The 18,394-nt window shown below is 42.2% G+C and carries 16 protein-coding genes and 1 other annotated feature; of the genes, 1 reads left to right on the top strand and 15 read right to left on the bottom strand.

The window, feature by feature from the left end; all coding sequences use genetic code 11:
- Positions 1-137: 137 nt before the first annotated feature.
- The 10 genes from tig to ilvE form a co-directional block, all read right to left on the bottom strand.
- Positions 138-1,412 (bottom strand): trigger factor, encoded by a 1,275-nt coding sequence (gene tig, locus N521_RS10680; protein WP_017358146.1) that lies wholly within the window; start codon positions 1,410-1,412, stop codon positions 138-140.
- A gap of 240 nt (positions 1,413-1,652) precedes the next feature.
- Positions 1,653-2,660, bottom strand: a complete 1,008-nt coding sequence (ddcA, locus tag N521_RS10675; protein ID WP_035391221.1) for a DNA damage checkpoint antagonist DdcA — start codon at positions 2,658-2,660, stop codon at positions 1,653-1,655.
- 123 nt (positions 2,661-2,783) lie between these two features.
- Positions 2,784-3,383 (bottom strand): 3-isopropylmalate dehydratase small subunit, encoded by a 600-nt coding sequence (gene leuD, locus N521_RS10670; protein WP_008342843.1) that lies wholly within the window; start codon positions 3,381-3,383, stop codon positions 2,784-2,786.
- A gap of 15 nt (positions 3,384-3,398) precedes the next feature.
- The gene (gene leuC / locus N521_RS10665) at positions 3,399-4,814 is read right to left on the bottom strand and encodes a 3-isopropylmalate dehydratase large subunit (protein WP_007501575.1); all 1,416 of its coding nucleotides are present in this window, start codon (positions 4,812-4,814) and stop codon (positions 3,399-3,401) included.
- A 42-nt stretch (positions 4,815-4,856) separates the two neighbouring features.
- Complete coding sequence (leuB, locus tag N521_RS10660) at positions 4,857-5,954, bottom strand: 3-isopropylmalate dehydrogenase (protein WP_035391220.1); 1,098 nt, start codon at positions 5,952-5,954, stop codon at positions 4,857-4,859.
- Positions 5,955-5,972: 18 nt separating this feature from the next.
- Positions 5,973-7,526, bottom strand: coding sequence for a 2-isopropylmalate synthase (locus N521_RS10655; RefSeq protein ID WP_008342850.1), 1,554 nt, complete (start codon positions 7,524-7,526; stop codon positions 5,973-5,975).
- On the bottom strand, positions 7,513-8,541 hold the full coding sequence (ilvC, locus tag N521_RS10650; RefSeq protein WP_007501581.1) for a ketol-acid reductoisomerase: 1,029 nt from the start codon (positions 8,539-8,541) through the stop codon (positions 7,513-7,515). Before ilvC ends, N521_RS10655 begins: the two co-directional genes overlap by 14 nt.
- Before the next feature lie 18 nt (positions 8,542-8,559).
- Positions 8,560-9,078 carry an acetolactate synthase small subunit gene (gene ilvN, locus N521_RS10645; protein WP_007501584.1) on the bottom strand — a complete coding sequence of 173 codons (519 nt, stop codon included), beginning with the start codon at positions 9,076-9,078 and terminating at the stop codon, positions 8,560-8,562.
- On the bottom strand, positions 9,075-10,799 hold the full coding sequence (gene ilvB, locus N521_RS10640; RefSeq protein WP_008342854.1) for an acetolactate synthase large subunit: 1,725 nt from the start codon (positions 10,797-10,799) through the stop codon (positions 9,075-9,077). Before ilvB ends, ilvN begins: the two co-directional genes overlap by 4 nt.
- A gap of 122 nt (positions 10,800-10,921) precedes the next feature.
- Positions 10,922-11,169 (bottom strand) — a binding site (T-box leader).
- Between the two features lie 8 nt (positions 11,170-11,177).
- Complete coding sequence (gene ilvE, locus N521_RS10635) at positions 11,178-12,092, bottom strand: branched-chain-amino-acid transaminase (protein WP_008342856.1); 915 nt, start codon at positions 12,090-12,092, stop codon at positions 11,178-11,180.
- A 433-nt stretch (positions 12,093-12,525) separates the two neighbouring features.
- On the opposite strand from ilvE, the gene N521_RS10630 reads away from it, so the two are divergent.
- Positions 12,526-13,569, top strand: coding sequence for a lactonase family protein (locus N521_RS10630; protein ID WP_035391218.1), 1,044 nt, complete (start codon positions 12,526-12,528; stop codon positions 13,567-13,569).
- Positions 13,570-13,764: 195 nt separating this feature from the next.
- Here the strand turns inward: N521_RS10630 and N521_RS10625 are convergent, their stop codons facing one another.
- The 5 genes from N521_RS10625 to dltA all read right to left on the bottom strand — a co-directional run bounded on the left by N521_RS10625 (position 13,765) and on the right by dltA (position 18,390).
- Positions 13,765-14,184 (bottom strand): YkvA family protein, encoded by a 420-nt coding sequence (locus N521_RS10625; RefSeq protein WP_008342863.1) that lies wholly within the window; start codon positions 14,182-14,184, stop codon positions 13,765-13,767.
- Positions 14,185-14,279: 95 nt separating this feature from the next.
- Positions 14,280-15,446 carry a D-alanyl-lipoteichoic acid biosynthesis protein DltD gene (dltD, locus tag N521_RS10620; RefSeq protein WP_035391215.1) on the bottom strand — a complete coding sequence of 389 codons (1,167 nt, stop codon included), beginning with the start codon at positions 15,444-15,446 and terminating at the stop codon, positions 14,280-14,282.
- Positions 15,446-15,682, bottom strand: a complete 237-nt coding sequence (dltC, locus tag N521_RS10615; protein ID WP_003216498.1) for a D-alanine--poly(phosphoribitol) ligase subunit 2 — start codon at positions 15,680-15,682, stop codon at positions 15,446-15,448. Before dltC ends, dltD begins: the two co-directional genes overlap by 1 nt.
- A gap of 21 nt (positions 15,683-15,703) precedes the next feature.
- Positions 15,704-16,888 (bottom strand): D-alanyl-lipoteichoic acid biosynthesis protein DltB, encoded by a 1,185-nt coding sequence (gene dltB, locus N521_RS10610; protein WP_035391213.1) that lies wholly within the window; start codon positions 16,886-16,888, stop codon positions 15,704-15,706.
- Positions 16,885-18,390 (bottom strand): D-alanine--poly(phosphoribitol) ligase subunit DltA, encoded by a 1,506-nt coding sequence (gene dltA / locus N521_RS10605; RefSeq protein WP_035391211.1) that lies wholly within the window; start codon positions 18,388-18,390, stop codon positions 16,885-16,887. The genes dltB and dltA overlap by 4 nt, the downstream gene beginning before the upstream one ends.
- Between the last annotated feature and the right edge of the window lie 4 nt (positions 18,391-18,394).

Genomic DNA, 18,394 nt, shown 5'->3' with positions numbered 1-18,394 from the left:
TAACACTGCACATTGAGATATGTATGACAGAAAGATGCGACTTACACTATCGTTTCCAAAAGAAGCGATGATAAGTCAAAAATTGTACAAAACAAGGCACGAGTCACTCGCGCCCTGTTTTATTATTATGCACCATATTAACGGTTTTCTACAAGAAAATCAATTGCTTTACGAACTTTTAAATCTTCTTTCATTGCTTCAGTAGAACCGATCGCTTGTTTGATATTTTCAACTGGCATGTTGTATGCTTCAGCCATTTTTGAAAGTTCTTCTTCCACTTCTTCATCAGACACTTGTAGGTCTTCTGCAGCAGCAATTGCTTCAAGAGTAAGATTAGATTTTACGCGTTTAGCAGCATCTTCTTTCATTTGCTCTTTTAGCGCATCTTCATCTTGTCCAGAGAACTGGAAGTAAAGCTCAAGGTTCATCCCTTGCATTTGAAGACGTTGTTCGAATTCTTTCATCATGCGGTCTAGCTCAGTGTCAACCATCGCTTGAGGAACGTCAACTTCCGCATTTTCAGAAGCTTTTGCTACTAGTTCTTCACGAAGTTTGCCTTCTGCTTCGTTTTCTTTTGCTTCTTCAAGACGTTTCTTCGTTTTTTCAGTTAATTCAGCAATCGTTTCTACTTCTTCATCAACATCTTTAGCGAACTCATCGTCAAGTGCTGGAAGTTCTTTTGCTTTGATTTCATGAATTTTCACTTTGAATACAGCTGGTTTACCTGCAAGGTCTTCAGCATGATATTCTTCTGGGAATGTCACTTCAACGTCTTTTTCTGCACCTGCTTCAAGACCAACCAATTGCTCTTCGAAACCAGGGATGAATGAACCAGAACCTACTTCAAGAGAGTAGTTCTCAGCTTTTCCGCCTTCGAATGCTTCTCCATCAACGAATCCTTCGAAATCTAGAACAACTGTATCGCCGTTTTCGATTGCGCCTTCTTCTTTGACAACAAGCTCAGCTTGACGGTTTTGCATAGCTTTTAACTCTTCTTGGACATCTTCATCAGATACAGATGTGTCGTCTTTTTCTACGTTAAGACCTTTGTAGTCACCAAGTTTTACTTCTGGCTTCACTGTTACTTTTGCAGTGAAGATTAAGCTTTCGCCTTTTTCGATTTTCTCAACATCGATTTCAGGGCGGTCAACCGGCTCGATACCAGCTTCGTCGATTGCTTTCGGATATTCAACTGGAAGAAGAATATCTAGTGCATCTTGATAAAGAGATTCTACTCCAAAACGCTGCTCGAAAAGACCACGTGGTACTTTCCCTTTACGGAATCCAGGGATTGATACTTGCTTAACTACTTTCTTAAATGCATCATCAAGTGCTTTGTTAAATGTTTCAGCGTCAACTTCTACTGTTAAGACACCTTCGTTACCTTCTTGTTTTTCCCATTTTACTGACATGTGTGTTTCCCTCCAAAAATCTATTCAGATTGTGCGTTGTTACATTCTAAAGCATCATAAAGACTTCGTCCAATCAAAAACCACGCACTCCGCTAAAGAAGCGGTCTTATGTATACAACATTTGACTTGATTATACATAACGTCTTTCAACCGTTGGAATCTTACAACCGCACGATATATGCACAAATACAACCATTATATTATAACATAACAAGTCCGTCTTTCAACTAAATCGACAAATTACAAATAAGAAATTTCTTCAATATCTTTCAGCATTGTACAAGCTTCTCTCAGCTCTCGTTCGTTAAAATCATACAATAAATGCAATTCTTCGAGGTCAATCTCGATTCCATGCATTTCATAGCCGACTTTATGAAGTGCCGCAGCCCAAAGATTCGGATCCGTATATTTAGGAAGAAATGGATATAGCACAAATAAGTGCCGGCGCCATAACTCTTCAACCCCTTGGTAAAGGGTTGGGTTCTCATTGCCGAGAGTGTCATCGAGCTTTCGAAGGACTTGCTGAAGCAGTGGCATTTGCTCTGGCTTGACAGCCCCAGAAGGAACAAGCGTTAAAGAATCACCGAACTTCGTCACATGAACCGGCTTTGCCACATCATGATCTGACAGAAGTTGCAGGATCAATGATTTGACCAAAGGGTTTCCATCAGGCTTTTGTAGGATCGTATTTAATAGACCCATATGCGGCGTGATGTTTCGGTCTTTCAGCGAATGGATGAACTGCACCTGCTCTTCTGGCCGCTCGAGCATTTCATCTATATTGATTTCTCCGCTGCCTTCCTCGTCTTCATCTAAAATCTCTTCTGGTGATTCAATCATCTTTCTGCTAAATTCAAGCAGTTTATAAAAATGCTCCGCGCTTTCTGCTGGAAGGTGATTTTCTTCAAGGACAGCCTCAATTGTTTGTTTGACTTCCTCGTACTCTTTCAGCTGAATTAAGATGGTCATATATACTTGAAGCACAGTGAAATAGTGGCCATATCCTTCATGTAGCATCTTTTCACAGACTCGCTTTGCATCCTGCAGCTCACCAAGCTCTAGAAAACAAATCGCCATACCGAGATGAATATCGGATTCTTCATCGTCATCATACGATTTCGCTTCTGAAAATAAGTGAAGCGCCTCTTGATACTGTTTATCTTTTAATGCTGCCATTCCTTTTTCAATCAGTCTTTCTTTCAGACCAGGAAACAAAATGACATTATCTTTCTTCTTGTCATGTTTCATGCTTACGTTCCTTTCGGGCGCATATTTTTTATCAGTTTACCAACGAAGGTTAGTAAACACAAGTAACGAGAGGTTTTCATGCAAAAAAGAAGCCGTCACACCACGGGGACGGCTTCTCGTTGTTTATGCACGCAGCCAGCTGCTACGTTTTTCTTCAAATGCTTGAATCTCATCTTCTAGTAACAATGTTAATGAAATCTCATCATAGCCATTCAGGAGCATTTCTCTCCAGTGTGGATCTACATCGAAAGGAGTAACATTCCCTTCATGGTCTTGAATCTGTTGTTTTTCCAGATCAACTGTCATCTCATATCCTTTGTTTTCATATGATGCAGCAAACGTTTTCCACACATCATAATCAAGGCGGATCGGAAGCATCCCGTTTTTAAAACAGTTTTGATGAAAAATATCGGCGAAAGATGGGGCAATGACAATTTTGAAACCATAATCATCAAGTGCCCAAGGCGCATGTTCCCTTGATGATCCGCAGCCAAAGTTTTCGCCTGCGATCAAAATAGAGGCTCCTTCATAAATCGGCTGATTGAGTTCAAAATCTGGATTCGGACTGCCATCTGCTAAATATCGCCAGTCGAAGAAGGCAAATCGGCCATATCCTGTTCGTTCGATTCTTTTCAAAAACTGTTTCGGAATGATTTGATCTGTATCTACATTTATACGGTTAAGCACAGCGGCTTTTCCTTTATGAGTGACTAAAGGCTCCATCTATGACACAACTCCTTACACGACTGTTTTCTCTTGATTAAACTTCCTGACATCGACAAATCGGCCATGTATGGCTGCCATCGCAGCCATTGCCGGGCTGACTAGATGCGTTCTTGCACCCTTCCCTTGACGTCCCTCAAAGTTACGGTTTGATGTAGATGCACAGCGTTCACCTTCTGGGACCACATCGTTATTCATACTGAGGCACATACTACAGCCAGATTCTCTCCATTCAAATCCTGCTTCTAGGAAAATTTCATGAAGACCTTCTTCTTCTGCTTGCAGTTTGACACTTTGTGAGCCAGGAACCACAATCGCTCTGACATGATCAGCTACTTTTTGTCCTTCAATCATAGAAGCGGCTTGGCGTAAATCAGTCATTCTTGAGTTCGTACATGAGCCAATAAACACATGCTCAATCGTAATATCTTCAATACGCTGATGCGGGTGAACCCCCATGTATTCATAAGCACGTTTTGCTTCTTTTTGGTCATCTTCTTGTGCAAAATCTTCAGGTCCTGGAATTGCCGCATCCACAGGGAGCACCATTCCTGGGTTAATTCCCCACGTGACCATTGGTGAAATATGATTTCCATCTAAAACAATGGTTTTATCATAGGTCGCACCCGGATCTGTTCTTAGTTCTTTCCATTCTTTGATCGCTGCTTCAAAATCTTCACCCTGCGGTGCGTATTTGCGTCCGCGGCAATATTCAAAGGTCACTTCATCAGGTGCGATCAATCCTGCTCTTGCGCCTGCTTCAATTGACATATTACAAACGGTCATCCGCTCATCCATTGACATGTTTCTGAATACTTCCCCAGTGTATTCAATGACATAACCTGAACCGAACTTCACGCCATGTGCACCAATGACTGCTAAAATGACATCTTTGGCTGTTACCCCTTTTTGAAGCGTTCCGTCTACTCTAATTTCTAGTGTCTTCGGACGCTGCTGCCAAAGTGTTTGTGTGGAAAGCACATGCTCAACCTCACTTGTGCCAATCCCAAAGGCAAGTGCACCAAATGCGCCATGAGTAGATGTATGACTATCTCCACACACGATTGTTTTCCCCGGAAGTGTTAAACCAAGCTCTGGTCCAACGACATGAACGATTCCTTGGTCTACACTGTGAAGGTCAGCTAGACGGACCCCAAATTCAGCACAGTTGCGCTCTAGAGCACTGACTTGCTTCTTCGCAATCTCATCTTTGATCACAAATCGATTCACAGTCGGAATGTTGTGATCCATCGTCGCAAATGTGTTTTGTGGTCTTCGCACCTTGCGCCCTTTTTGTCTTAATCCTTCAAATGCTTGAGGTGACGTCACCTCATGCACCAAGTGCAGATCAATATATAAAAGGTCTGGTTTTCCCTCGCCATTTTTGACAACATGCTGATCCCATATTTTTTCGATGATTGTTCGAGGCATAACCCTTTTTCCTCCCTCTACCTAATTCAACAAGATTTCTATTTATACAATGGTTTTCGCCCGTTGTTTGAGTGCATCTACAACGGCTTTCGTGATATCATCAGTCGTTTCATACGTTCCCTCTTTTGATGCTAGGTCCTTTGTTCGTTTGCCAGAGGCAAGGACGGCTTCCACAGCTGCTTCAATTGCGGCCGATTCTTCTTCTAAAGCAAAGGATGTTCTAAGCAAGCTGGCTGCTGACAATATAGTAGCCAGAGGGTTTGCGACATTTTGCCCCGCAATATCGGGTGCTGAACCATGAATCGGCTCATATAAATGAAGGCCGGTGCTTGATAAACTAGCAGATGGCAGCATGCCGAGTGAGCCAGTAATCATAGATGCTTCGTCACTTAAAATGTCACCAAACATATTCTCTGTCACGATGACATCAAATTGAGCGGGCTTATAAATCAGCTGCATCGCGGCATTATCGACGAGCATGTGCTCATATGCGACATCTGGATATTGTGATGCAACTTCTTCTACCGCATCCCGCCATAGTTTACTCGAAGCGAGAACATTTGCTTTATCCACAGACGTTACTTTTTTCCGTCTCGTTAACGCCATGTCGAACGCTTCTTTTAATACACGAACAATCTCTTCCTTTGTATAAAGAAGTGTATCAACCGCAGCTTCTTTTCCTTCATCATCCATGTAGCGCTCACTTGGTTCGCCAAAGTAGAGGCCTCCAGTTAATTCACGAACGATGACGAAATCTACTCCGCTAATGTGATCTTGTTTTAACGGTGAAGCCTCACTCAAGCTATCAAATACTTTGACAGGGCGGATGTTCGCAAATAAGTCCAGCTGCTTGCGAATGGAGAGCAAGCCTTTTTCTGGGCGAAGTTCTGGCGGGTTTTGATCCCACTTTGGTCCGCCAACGGCTCCTAATAAAATCGCATCTGCGCTTTTGCACACTTCTACTGTTTCTTTAGGGAGCGGATTGTTTTTTTCATCTATCGCTATACCGCCAATGAGAGCTGTTTCGAATTCAAATTCGTGTTGAAATTGAGCCGCTGTCTCTTTCAGGACAGCGACGGCTGATGTGACGACTTCCGGTCCGATTCCATCGCCGGGCAAAAGTGCAATTTTCTTTTTCATGAGTCCCTTCCTCCTTTCTTATGAGATGGCGTGATGTTTCTCAATTTCTATTAGGTTTGATTTAAAGATTAAATGTCTATTCACTGCATTGACGTAAGCTTTAGCCGATGCTTCCAGCACATCTTGTGCTACACCGCGTCCTGCTGTTTCTTTTCCTTCTATTGAAACAGTGACATATACTTCCGCTAGTGCGTCTCTGCCTTTTCCATTGGATTGAATACGATAATCTAGCAAATGAATTCTTTCCTCCATACAGCGCTCAAGCGTGTTGTACACAGCTTCTACACTGCCTGCACCTGTAGCTGCTTCTTGAATGACTTCCTGCGTTTCTTGATTTTTAAGAGAGACTGTTGCTGTCGGCATTTGCTCTGTCCCATAGTGAACTTGAAGACTTTCAAATTCATAGCCGATTTTCCGGTCTGCTACTTTTTCTTCTAATATAATAGAGATCAAATCATCATCTGTGATTTCTTTCTTCTTCTCTGTTAAGTTCTTAAATGTCTCGAAGAACTTATTGATTTCTTCTTCAGTCAATTTAAAGCCGAGTGTTTTTAAGCGGTCTTTAAACGCGTGTCTTCCGGAGTGTTTACCAAGGACAAGCACATCTGTTGTGACGCCTACAAGCTCTGGAGAGATAATTTCATAGGTTGTTTTTTCTTTGAGGAATCCATCTTGGTGAATACCTGATTCATGGGCAAATGCATTGTTTCCAACGACTGCTTTATTACGCGGTACAATCATACCTGAGTATTTGCTCACTACATCACTTGTGCGCTTAATTTCATTCAACTGAATGGTTGATTCGACTTGGTAAAAGTCTTTGCGAATATGAAGGGCAACTGCAATTTCTTCTAAAGCAGCATTTCCTGCGCGCTCTCCAATACCGTTGACAGCTGTTTCAATTTGATCTGCTCCGTTTTCAATGGCAGCAAGTGAGTTCGCTACAGCCATTCCTAAATCATCATGACAGTGTGCTGACAAGATGACTTGATCGATATTTGGAACGTGTTCCTTCATATATTTAAAGATATTTCCGTACTCTTTTGGTGCTAGGTATCCAACAGTGTCAGGTAAGTTAATGACACTTGCGCCTGCGTCGATCACTTTTTCTACAATTTCTGCTAGGAAAGAAAGATCTGTCCGGCATGCATCTTCTGCTGACCACTGAACAACTGGGAAGCGCTCTTTCGCATATTTCACCATTGAAACAGCTTGTTCAACCACTTCTTCACGTGTTTTCTTTAGTTTATGCTTGAGGTGAATGTCAGACGTCGCAATAAAGACGTGTATTCTTGGTTGAGCTCCATCTTTTAATGCGTCCCATGCAGCATCAATGTCACCTTTCACACATCGTGCAAGTCCTGCAACTGAACAGTTCTTAATCGTTCTTGCAATTTCTTGTACGCCTAAGAAATCCCCTCGGGATGAAGCGGGAAAACCCGCTTCAATAATATTAACCCCAAGGCGCTCAAGCTGCTTAGCAATGATTAGCTTTTCTTGTGCATTTAAGTTCACTCCTGGTGATTGCTCTCCATCTCGAAGTGTTGTGTCAAAAAAATTAATTTTTCGCACCGACGCTCACCGCTTCCTTTTTCTTTCCTTGTTTAACGAAAGGCATCATTTCACGAAGCTTTCTTCCGACGATTTCAATTTGGTGCTCATTTTCATTTGCATTGATTGCATTGAAACGTGGACGATTCACTTGGTTTTCAACAATCCATTCTTTCGCGAATGTTCCGTTTTGGATGTCAGTCAAGACTGCTTTCATTGATTCTTTTACTTTTGCATCCACAACGCGTGGTCCTGATACGAAGTCACCCCACTGCGCTGTATCAGAGATTGAATATCTCATACCTTCTAATCCTTCTTCATACATAAGGTCAACGATCAATTTCAGTTCATGCAGACACTCGAAGTATGCAAGCTCTGGCTGATAACCAGCTTCTGTTAATGTTTCAAAACCTGCTTTTACTAATGAAGTAAGACCTCCACAAAGAACTGCCTGCTCACCGAATAGATCCGTTTCTGTTTCTTCTTTAAATGTTGTTTCAAGAACGCCTGCTCTTGCTCCGCCGATTGCTTTTGCATAAGCAAGTGCTTTGTCTTTCGCTTGACCTGATACATCTTGATAAATAGCAAATAGTGCAGGTACACCAGCGCCTTGCTCATATGTTCTTCTTACAAGATGTCCTGGACCTTTTGGAGCCACAAGATACACATCTACGTCACTTGGAGGAACAATTTGATGGAAGTGAACGTTGAATCCGTGTGCGAATACAAGAGAGTTGCCAGCTTCTAATTGATCTTTGATTTCTTCGTCATATACTTTCTTTTGCTGCTCATCTGGAAGTAATACCATGACGACATCTGCTTGTGCTGCTGCTTCTTTTACTGTGAATACTTGATGACCGTCTTCTTGTGCTTTTGTATAAGATCCGCCTTTTCTTACGCCGACAATGACATCTACGCCGCTCTCTTTTAAGTTCAATGCATGTGCATGACCTTGTGATCCGTAACCAATGATAGCTACCTTTTGACCGTTTAATACGTTTTCTTGAATATCACCGTTATAATATACTTTTACCATTTGACTCTCTCCTTTTGTTTAGACAATTGAAATTGTTTTATTTGTTTGCGGCTTTTGCTGATTATCTCTCGCAAAGGCCGTGGTGCCAGTTCTGGCGACTTCTTTAATGCCGTATGGCTTAAGTAGTTCAATGAGTGCTTCAATTTTTGAAGACTCACCTGTCACCTGAATGACGACACTCTCTCTGCTCACATCTACAATAGAAGCTCTAAAAGGTTCAATGACCCCAGTGATCTCCATTCTAGATGCTGGTGCAGATACGACTTTTATCAAAGCCAGCTCTCGCTGAACGATTGATTGGTTTGTAATATCCGTTACTTTGAGGACATCGATTTGTTTGTTCAGCTGTTTTGTCAGCTGTTCGATGTCTTTCTCCTGGTCTACATGGACGACGAACGTGATGCGTGATACATCTTGAATCTCAGAATGGCCGACCGTAATGCTTTCAATGTTGTAGTGTCTTTTCGTAAAAAGGCCTGTGATTCTGTTCAGTACGCCTGATCGATTTAATACAGTCAACACAATAATTCTTTTCAAGGTTTCACCCCCACCATCTCATGAAGTCCTTTCCCCGGTGCTACCATCGGGAATACTTTCTCATCTCTCGCTACATTGACATCGATGAAAACAGGCTCTCTAGACGTTAATGCTTCTTCTAGCTTTTCTTGCGCCTCTTCGTCTGATGAGATTCTGATCCCTTTAATGCCATAAGCTTCAGATAATTTCACGAAGTCTGGCTGCTCTGAAAATTTAGAATGTGAGTAGCGTTCTTCGTAAAAAATTTCTTGCCATTGTCTTACCATTCCAAGACTGTGATTATTGAGAACAATCACTTTCACCGGAAGGTTCAGCTCACGGATAACGGCAAGTTCTTGCAGGGTCATTTGGAAACCTCCGTCTCCTAAAATCGCCACAACCGTTGCCTCTTGATCAGCTAGCTGCGCGCCAATCGCTGCCGGTAAACCAAATCCCATTGTGCCAAGCCCACCAGATGTCACCCATTTATCGGCATTTTCAAATGGATAGAACTGCGCAGCCCACATTTGATGCTGTCCAACATCAGTTGCCACAATGGCTTCACCTTTTGTAAATTGATGAATGTATTCGATCAGTTTTTGAGGCTTAAAGCCTTCAGCTTCGTTTTCGACATACCAGAGTGGATATTCTTCCTTCCACTGATTTAGCTGGCTCTTCCACTCATCTGATTCACCTTGTTTCCCGTCCTGTTTGATCAGTTCTTGAAGCACTAGCTTACTATCACCAACAACCGGGATATGAGTGTGAATGTTTTTACCAATTTCCGCTGGGTCGATGTCAATGTGAGCCACCTTCGCATGTTTTGCAAAATGATTGAGGTTGCCGGTTACCCTGTCATCAAATCTCGCTCCGATTGAAATGAGTAAGTCACATTGATGAAGTGCCATGTTCGCTGCATATGTGCCGTGCATACCCGCCATTCCTAGGAAAAGAGGATGCTTTGCCGGGAATCCGCCAAGTCCAAGCAATGTATGAGCGACAGGGATTTGCTGCTGCTCTACATATTGCCTTAATTCTTCCGACGCCTTGCCATGAAGAACGCCAGCTCCTGCTAGAATAACTGGTTTCTTTGCTCTGCTTACAGCTTCTACTAACTTGCGAATTTGCAAATAATTCGGCTCAATTTTCGGCTGATAACCAGGCAAATCAATTGGCTGATCGTATTCAAAAGTCCCTTCAATGCCAGCGACATCTTTTGGAATATCAATCAAGACTGGACCAGGTCTGCCGGTTGTTGCGATGTGAAATGCCTCTTTAATGACACCCGGTAACTCTTCTGGACGTCTCACTTGATAGCTGTGTTTTGTGATTGGCATTGTGATACCAAGTACATCTGCTTCTTGGAATGCATCTGATCCAATGACTGAGGTTGCCACCTGTCCAGTGAAGATAACCATAGGTAGTGAATCAATCATCGCATCTGCAATTCCTGTGACTAGGTTGGTTGCCCCCGGTCCTGATGTGGCAATAACAACGCCTGGTTTGCCAGATACTCTTGCGTATCCCTCCGCTGCGTGAATCGCTCCTTGCTCATGTCTTGGCAGGACATGAAATAAACCAGAATCGTAAATTTTATCGTAAATCGGTAAAACGGCTCCTCCAGGATAACCAAAAATGACTTCTACTTTTTCTCTTTTGAGTGCTTCAATTAACATGAGTGCACCGTTCATCGTTTGTGGTGCATTTGATTTTTCCGTCTCCATTTGTACATTTGTCCCCATTTGATTTCCTCCTCTTTGTCTTGCTTCAGTCAAGTCCTTTCACCCTTTTCCATTCAAGATAGAGATATGAGACCATATAAAAAAGCCTTCTCACCCCACAATGACACTACTTTTCACTAGGTCAAAGGGGCGAAAAAGCTTTGTTTTTCGCGGTACCACCCTTGTTCACGGCAAATCATGCTGCCGTCTCATGGACATCTTTCATCCATTTTGGTAACGAGTGATGCAATGTCACTCGGTCTGCCCTACTATCATTTCAAGCAGACACTCAGAGGTGAGTTCACTTTAGAAAGTAACACCGGTTTCCAGCTAGCACCGGCTCTCTGTAGATACTGACTCTAAAGCTACTAGTCCTCTTCAACGTTTATCGATATCTATTTAGCTTGCGTGAATGTTCTCATCGGTAAAGACTACTTTTTCCCCTTCTTCAACGACTCGCTTGCGGAATTGTTCAAGAAGTTTGTTTGTGTGGAACCCTGGCTTTCCTTCGCCAATGATACGGCCGTCAACTTTTACAACAGCGATGACTTCGGCAGCGGTTCCTGTCAGGAAGACTTCTTCAGCTGTATACACATCATGTCTTGTGAAAGGTTCTTCTTTCACTTCGTAGCCTAAGTCTTCTGCTATCTCCATGATGGCATTTCTTGTGATGCCTTCAAGAGCGCCGATATAACCTGGCGGTGTATAGAGCTTACCTTTTTTATAAATAAACACATTGTCTGCAGAACCTTCTGCCACGTACCCTTGATCGTTCAGCATCAGCGCTTCACTCACACCGGCCATATGGGCTTCGATTCGGACAAGAATGTTATTCAAATAGTTTAATGATTTCACTTTTGGACTTAGTACGTCAGGACGATTTCGCCTTGTCGGTACTGTCACAATATCAATACCTGTTTCATATAGGTGCTTTGGAAAGATGGCCAGAGGCTCTACAATGATCACTGTGTTGGCTCTCCCGCAGTTGTTTGGATCTAAGCCAAGATCACCGGCTCCTCTTGAGACAACAAGGCGGATATAGGCATCTTTTAGGCCGTTCCTTTCAACTGTATGAATCATTTTTTCAGTGAGCTCCTCAAGTGAATATGGAATGTTCAGCATAATGGATCTAGCGGAATCATACAGGCGGTCTAAATGTTCTTTCATTCGAAAGATATTTCCGTTATATACACGTATTCCTTCGAACACACCGTCACCATATAAGAAGCCATGATCATAAACTGAAATTTTCGCATCCTCTTTTTTCACGAGTTCATCGTTTAAAAAGATCCACTGTTCCTTTTGGTCTTCCATCTTCAGTGAGCACCCTCTCTTTCAAACAAAAAAGTAGTTGAATTTTCAGACACTTTATATTGAAGTGTCTCACGCTTACTCTGCGTGTCTGTTTGCTTTTGTTGAACCCATCTTACGCCGCTTTCCATACAGTGTCAACAGCATTTTTAAAATTATTAGACAATTTAGACTAATCAAAATAAAATGTATACGCTTACACCTTTGCTAGACAAGGAATGAAAAAACTTAAAATTTTTTGTATTTTTTCTTCAATTTATTTACTCTACATGAACGGTTTTCTTTTGAACAAGCTTTTGTAATATTTTTTCACACGGTTTTTGAAGAATATTGTGAGATTTCATTGCGTTTGTTTTTTCCTTCAGCATGCCTTTCTAAAGCGTTTTCCTATGAATTTGTGATAGAATGAGAGCATCTAATAGAAGGAGGGCAATACATGGCTAACATCAGAGGTTATATCGGAACGTATACAAAGGGAGACAGCAAAGGAATCTATTCTTTTACTTTAAATACGGACAAGCAGCAGATTGAACAAGTAGAAGTGGCTGCAGAACTTGAAAATCCTACATATTTAACTGTCTCAGATTCTCAAAAGTTTGTGTATGCTGTTGTGAAAGAAGGAGCACAGGGCGGTCTTGCTGCGTATCAAATTGATGCCGACACCGGCGCACTTCGTTTCATCAACCAAGAGCTTGCCGATGGGGCTTCTCCTTGTCACGTCAGCGTGGACAGCCAAACGAAAACAGCGTTTACAGCAAACTATCATAAAGGAACAGCAGAGATGTACGAAATTGATGCTGAAAACGGCTCAGTGATCCGCACGCTGTCACAGGCGCAGCATGAAGGCACTGGACCAAACGAAGACCGTCAAGAAAAACCGCACACTCACTTTATGGGTTTGACGCCTGATGAACAATTTGCGGTGGCTGTTGACCTTGGCACAGACGGTATTTATACGTATAAGAAAGAAAACGGCAAACTTGAGCTTGCCCATACATTTGAAACAAAACCAGGCAGCGGCCCTCGTCATATCACATTCCACCCAACGAAACCTGTGGCCTATGTCATGACAGAGCTCAGCTCAGAGGTCATTGTACTCCGTTACTTTGAAGATGGTCATTTCGAAGAGATCCAAACGATCGCAACCATTCCTAATGACTTCACAGAGAATAATCAAGGCAGTGCCATTCATGTGTCTTCTGACGGTCACTTTGTGTATGCAGGAAATCGTGGACATGACAGCATTGCCATTTTCAAAGCAGATGATGACGGCAAACTAAGCCTCGTTGAAATTGCTTCATCTGAAGGAAATTGGCCTAGAGACTTTGTCCTTGATCCAACAGAAGAATTTCTCGTCGGCTCAAACCAAGAATCTAGCAACCTTGTGTTATACAAACGTGACAAAAAAACGGGACGACTCACTGTCTTACAATCAGACATCACCGTTCCGCATCCGGTTTGCGTGAAATTTTTAGGATAATGAAAAAAGCCTCCGTTTAGGAGGCAATAGATTGTTGACAAAGGGCTAAAATGAACTTTATTTTAGCCCCTTGTCTTTTTTTCAGCGTAGTTGAAAACCCTTGAAGTTTAGGAAGAACGAGCACCGAAGCGCAGGACTGACAAAGAATGCGAGGGTTTGTCTACACGCTGAAGCCTCCGTTTAAGAGGCTTTTCTTTAAGCAGACGGCATACCGCCATCTTCAAGCTTTTGATCAATGAAAGACGTATCGCTTTTTTCACCGAACCATTTTCCCAGCCTGTCTTTCGCTTTTCCTTTGACATCGTCATCAATGTACATTGCCACTTGAAGCAGAGCAAATGTGATGGCGCCTAGATCATCTGTGTAGCCGATCCCCACCAATGTATCAGGGATCAGATCAATCGGAAGGATAAAGTACCCTAGCGCCCCAATGATGAGGGTTTTCGCTTTAACCGGTACTTCGGGTTTTTGCAATGTATAATAAAGTAATAACACAGCATAGACAAGAGAAACTCCAGCTTTTTGTGCCGTCTTTTTTAACTTTTCCCAAAAGGCATGATCATTAAAATGCTTCTTTGAACGCTTTAATAGTTCTTTTTTCTCAGAACGATTCATCGTATCGCCTCCATATTCAGCATAGCCCTTCCACCCTATTTATACAAGAAATCCACTCATTCGACAAACAAAAAGCAGCAGAAAGCTGCTGCAATCTACTGCTCTTTGTAAAACTTTTCGATCGCCTTATCGATGTATACCCATCCTTTATACGACACATGAATCGTATCCTTAAAGAAATATGGGTCATACTCATGCGAAGTCAAATCTGCGACTTCATACCCATTATCTCGAATTTGACGATTGATTTTTTGATAATAATCTGTACGTCCCTCTTTCGGAAAACCAGTGTAATCATACCATTTTCCGTTGACGGGAATCGTCACGAATAAAGGCTTCGCCCCTGCCTGTTTTAAAATATCCAGCATGATCTGGAAATCTTTATATTCAGGTGATGCTGCATAAGAATTGTCACGACGAGAATCCTTCATCTTTTTCATGATCGGCTTCAGCTTTCGATCAAACAATCTCTGATCAATATAAAACGGGTTGTCCCCTGCTTTTTCAGATCCTAGGACGCTCGCTTCTTTTTCAAGCTCAGTCCATGTTTTCCCTTTCACTGAAGGAGACGGACGAAGCTTGCGCTCATGCCCAGACCCGAACGTATAGTACATGTCTTTCTTTTGAAGCATGCCATAATACATTTTTGCAATTGGAGAAATCGCGCCATAAGCGAATTTGTTCCCAGAAAGCTCTGCTTTAAAAAGTTCTGTGATGACCATGTCGTTCTTTACTGCCTTAAACTTCATGATTCTTTTGATGAGCTTTTTTTTCACAGCTGGATCAATTTCTTTATTATAAGCAAGATCAAGCGCCTGAAGCGCTGAATAGTTAGGAGCAAAGTGATTCTCGTCTGATCCCCCTTTGACAAACCACTGCGGGGACACGATAAACACAAGCTTTTTCCCTTTTAATTCATCCATATGCGCTGCAAAGTTCATGGCATGAATTAATGATTGCGATCCACCTTTTCCAACAAGATAAGGTGTAAACCCTTGAGGATTTTCATGAAAGAAATTCGAAGGGTGATATGGATCAAAACGTGAAAGTTCAGAAGATCCATAGATCGGCAAATAAGTTGGATCTTTTAGCATTTCATCTTGTAAATAAAGCCCTTGAAACATCCCTGGATCTAATTCTGTGGCTGACTTTTGTAATTTGTCTTTTGGGATCAGATGTGAGAGCCATGCATTTGGTACAAGAAGAACACCAATGAATAGAACAGCCGCTAAAATAAGCGGCCCAAAAAAACGCTTTTTCATTACTTCATCTCTGCCAGCTGCTCAGCAATGTGATTCGGTGTATCCCACACATCACGATCAAACTCTGTAATCGGAACAGTAATTCCAAGTTGACTTTCAATTGCCATAAGTAGTTCTACTGTACCAAATGAATCTAGAAGACCTTCGTCAAAAATTGCAATCTCTGGATTTTCTTTCACAACGTCGTCCTGACAAACCTCTGCAATAATACCGTATACTTGATTTTTAAATTCCATAATTTTCTACTCCCTTAATCATTAATGATGAAATGGTTTTCCTGAAAAAATATAAAATCCGAAACAAATCACATGGAATGTAATAATGATCGACACAACCATTGTGACCTTATTATCCGGCCACCACTTGTGCTTTTTATTCCACTTCTCAAATAAATTGTAACCGGACATCACAACTGCATGGTATAGTCCGTAAATAATGTATTGAAGGGCGAGACCATGCCAAGCACCCATCAATAGAAAGAGGACAAAGTACCCAATATTTGATACAGCCATCCGGTTCTTGATCCACTTCTTCTTTGTCATAAAGAACACAAATCTCATAAACACATAATCTCTGAACCAAAAGGATAGCGACATGTGCCAGCGATTCCAGAAGTCTTTAATATTACGGCTGATAAACGGTTTATTAAAGTTTTCTGGTGATTTAATGCCCATGATATAACTCACACCTACAGCAAATGCTGTATATCCAGCAAAGTCAAAGAACAAATACATACTGTACGCATACATATACGTTAACTGTTGAACAAAGTGACTGCTGCTAATGTGATGAATATTCATGAGAATATACGTGTGAATGAGATAACCAATAATGAACTTATATAAGAACCCAATAAAAATTTTATGAATCCCTGCATATAGAAGGTCACTGTACGCTTCTTTTTCAGGCGGTGTATCCATATCCTTTTCAAACCGGCGGTAACGATCGATTGGACCTGATGAAATCGTCGGGAAAAAGACGATGAAATAAACCAAACGGTGAATCGGGATTTTCTTTTTAATCAAGCCGTCTCTTGTCTCGATAATTAACTGAACACCTTTAAATGTTAAGTACGAGATCCCCAAAAAGCTCAGCCAGTTCATTGGCGGCGGTTGATGCGGCTGATGAGTTAAAAAGAACGGTAAAATCTTTGATAGCACAAGCGGCAAAATCGATGCCACCACTGCCATATAGAAGACAGACGCACGGTTCGCCTTCAGCCGGTACGCAAGGTATAGGCGGATGATCAAGACTTGCCACACTGTAAACAGGAACAGCAGCAAAGCGCCATGTGCATCCTTTGAGAAAATAAGCGCAAGTGCCACAACCGTTGCAAACATGTTGTAGCCCTGCATTCTTTTGCCGCGAAGACCAAGAATCATCGTCGGCAAAAGAAGAATACCAATTAGAATGAAGAAAAAGAATGAACTAAACGGAATCATAGAAGAACCTCTTTCGCGATTCTTTTACGGTCAACCTTCCCGTTTGGCGTCATGTACAGCTGCTCAAGATAAACAAACTTTCTTGGAATCATGTACGCAGGCAGTGAATCCGCCATTTCTTTCTTAATCGCACTTGTCAGCTGATATTCTTTTTCAAAGGAATGCTCAGTTGGGACAATGGCTGCAATTAAGTACTCCACATACCCGTTTGGCTGGAATGGCACAATCACACAAGCATTGACATACGTTGTCTCGCTTACATGATATTCAATTTCTTCAAGCTCCATTCGGTATCCATGTAGCTTAATTTGATAGTCCAGACGACCGTGGCACGTAATCAAACCATCCTGCGCCACACCTGCGTCACCTGTGCGGTAAGCAGGGCGTCCTTCGTATTCAAAGAACACTTTATCCGTTAAGGCTTGTTCACCTAAGTAGCCTCTCGTGACGCTTGGCCCCACGATGACAATTTCCCCTTTTTCCCCATCAGGGAGTGTCTTGCCTTCTTCATCTAATATGACGATTTCTGTATCCGGTTTGGCATAACCCACTGGTAAAGAATCGTGCTGATCAAGAATCTCCTGCGTGACTTCAATCGATGTAATCGCAACAGTTGCTTCAGTTGGACCATACGTATTAAAGACCTGCGCCTTAGGAAAACGCTCAAGAAGCGCACTTGCTACAGCTACAGGAAGCGCCTCACCGCAGAACAAGAAAACTTTCAACTCTGGTAATAGCTCCCCTGTAAAGGAAGGATCCATTAAGCACATTTGCACAAAGGAAGGTGTTGATGTCCACACTTCAACGTCAGATTGACCAAGTGCTGCAAACATATCCTTTGGCTTATTGACAAGATCTTTTACTAAACAGTAAAGCGTGCCGCCTGATTGAAGCGCTGGATAGAGATCCATCACTGATAAGTCAAAAGAAAATGGCGCTTGATTTAAGAACGTGCGCCCCTCACCAATTGGGAAGTCGCGGCACATCCACTCTGTAAAACTTTCTAAATTATTGGCTGTTACCTGAACGCCTTTCGGTTTTCCTGTACTGCCAGACGTATAAATAATGTAGAAAACATCATCTTGTTGAACCCACTGCGTGGATGGCGGTGCTTCTTTTTCAAGTGCTAAAAGCGATGCCGCACTCTTCACTTCAATGTGTTCTTCTACATCTAATACATTCTGCTCATTTGCACAAATCAATAGACTGGCTTTTGAGCTTTCAATGATTGAGACGATGCGCTCGACAGGTATTGAGATGTCGACCGGAATATAAGGTCTGCCTGATTTCACAGTACCTAAGAAAGAAATCAGCATCTCTGGCTCCATATGACCGTATACAATGACAGGTGCACTGTCAGTTGCGACTGTATCGATCGCACCAGCCATTTGGTCTGATAGACGCCAAAGTTCATCATATGTGATCGAAGCATGTTGAGAAACAAATGCTGGCTGTGTCGGTTTCGTTTGTTGGTATTCATGAATCGTGTGTAATAGTTTCATAGTT

Origin of the sequence: Bacillus sp. UNC125MFCrub1.1 (assembly GCF_000701305.1) — a bacterium.
Lineage (GTDB): Bacteria > Bacillota > Bacilli > Bacillales > Bacillaceae > Bacillus > Bacillus altitudinis.
Note: the sequence above shows the minus strand (reverse complement) of the source record. Positions and strands in the feature narration are given on the sequence as shown.

What these genes read in the sequence shown, in the direction of transcription:
- leuC (WP_007501575.1), bottom strand. Translation starts at nt 4,814, where the DNA reads ATGCCTCGAACAATCATCGAAAAAATATGGGATCAGCATGTTGTCAAA.
- dltC (WP_003216498.1), bottom strand. Translation starts at nt 15,682, where the DNA reads ATGGAATTTAAAAATCAAGTATACGGTATTATTGCAGAGGTTTGTCAG.
- N521_RS10625 (WP_008342863.1), bottom strand. Translation starts at nt 14,184, where the DNA reads ATGAATCGTTCTGAGAAAAAAGAACTATTAAAGCGTTCAAAGAAGCAT.
- leuD (WP_008342843.1), bottom strand. Translation starts at nt 3,383, where the DNA reads ATGGAGCCTTTAGTCACTCATAAAGGAAAAGCCGCTGTGCTTAACCGT.
- N521_RS10630 (WP_035391218.1), top strand. Translation starts at nt 12,526, where the DNA reads ATGGCTAACATCAGAGGTTATATCGGAACGTATACAAAGGGAGACAGC.
- ilvB (WP_008342854.1), bottom strand. Translation starts at nt 10,799, where the DNA reads ATGGGGACAAATGTACAAATGGAGACGGAAAAATCAAATGCACCACAA.
- tig (WP_017358146.1), bottom strand. Translation starts at nt 1,412, where the DNA reads ATGTCAGTAAAATGGGAAAAACAAGAAGGTAACGAAGGTGTCTTAACA.
- dltA (WP_035391211.1), bottom strand. Translation starts at nt 18,390, where the DNA reads ATGAAACTATTACACACGATTCATGAATACCAACAAACGAAACCGACA.
- dltB (WP_035391213.1), bottom strand. Translation starts at nt 16,888, where the DNA reads ATGATTCCGTTTAGTTCATTCTTTTTCTTCATTCTAATTGGTATTCTT.
- leuB (WP_035391220.1), bottom strand. Translation starts at nt 5,954, where the DNA reads ATGAAAAAGAAAATTGCACTTTTGCCCGGCGATGGAATCGGACCGGAA.
- ilvC (WP_007501581.1), bottom strand. Translation starts at nt 8,541, where the DNA reads ATGGTAAAAGTATATTATAACGGTGATATTCAAGAAAACGTATTAAAC.
- ilvE (WP_008342856.1), bottom strand. Translation starts at nt 12,092, where the DNA reads ATGGAAGACCAAAAGGAACAGTGGATCTTTTTAAACGATGAACTCGTG.
- ddcA (WP_035391221.1), bottom strand. Translation starts at nt 2,660, where the DNA reads ATGAAACATGACAAGAAGAAAGATAATGTCATTTTGTTTCCTGGTCTG.
- dltD (WP_035391215.1), bottom strand. Translation starts at nt 15,446, where the DNA reads ATGAAAAAGCGTTTTTTTGGGCCGCTTATTTTAGCGGCTGTTCTATTC.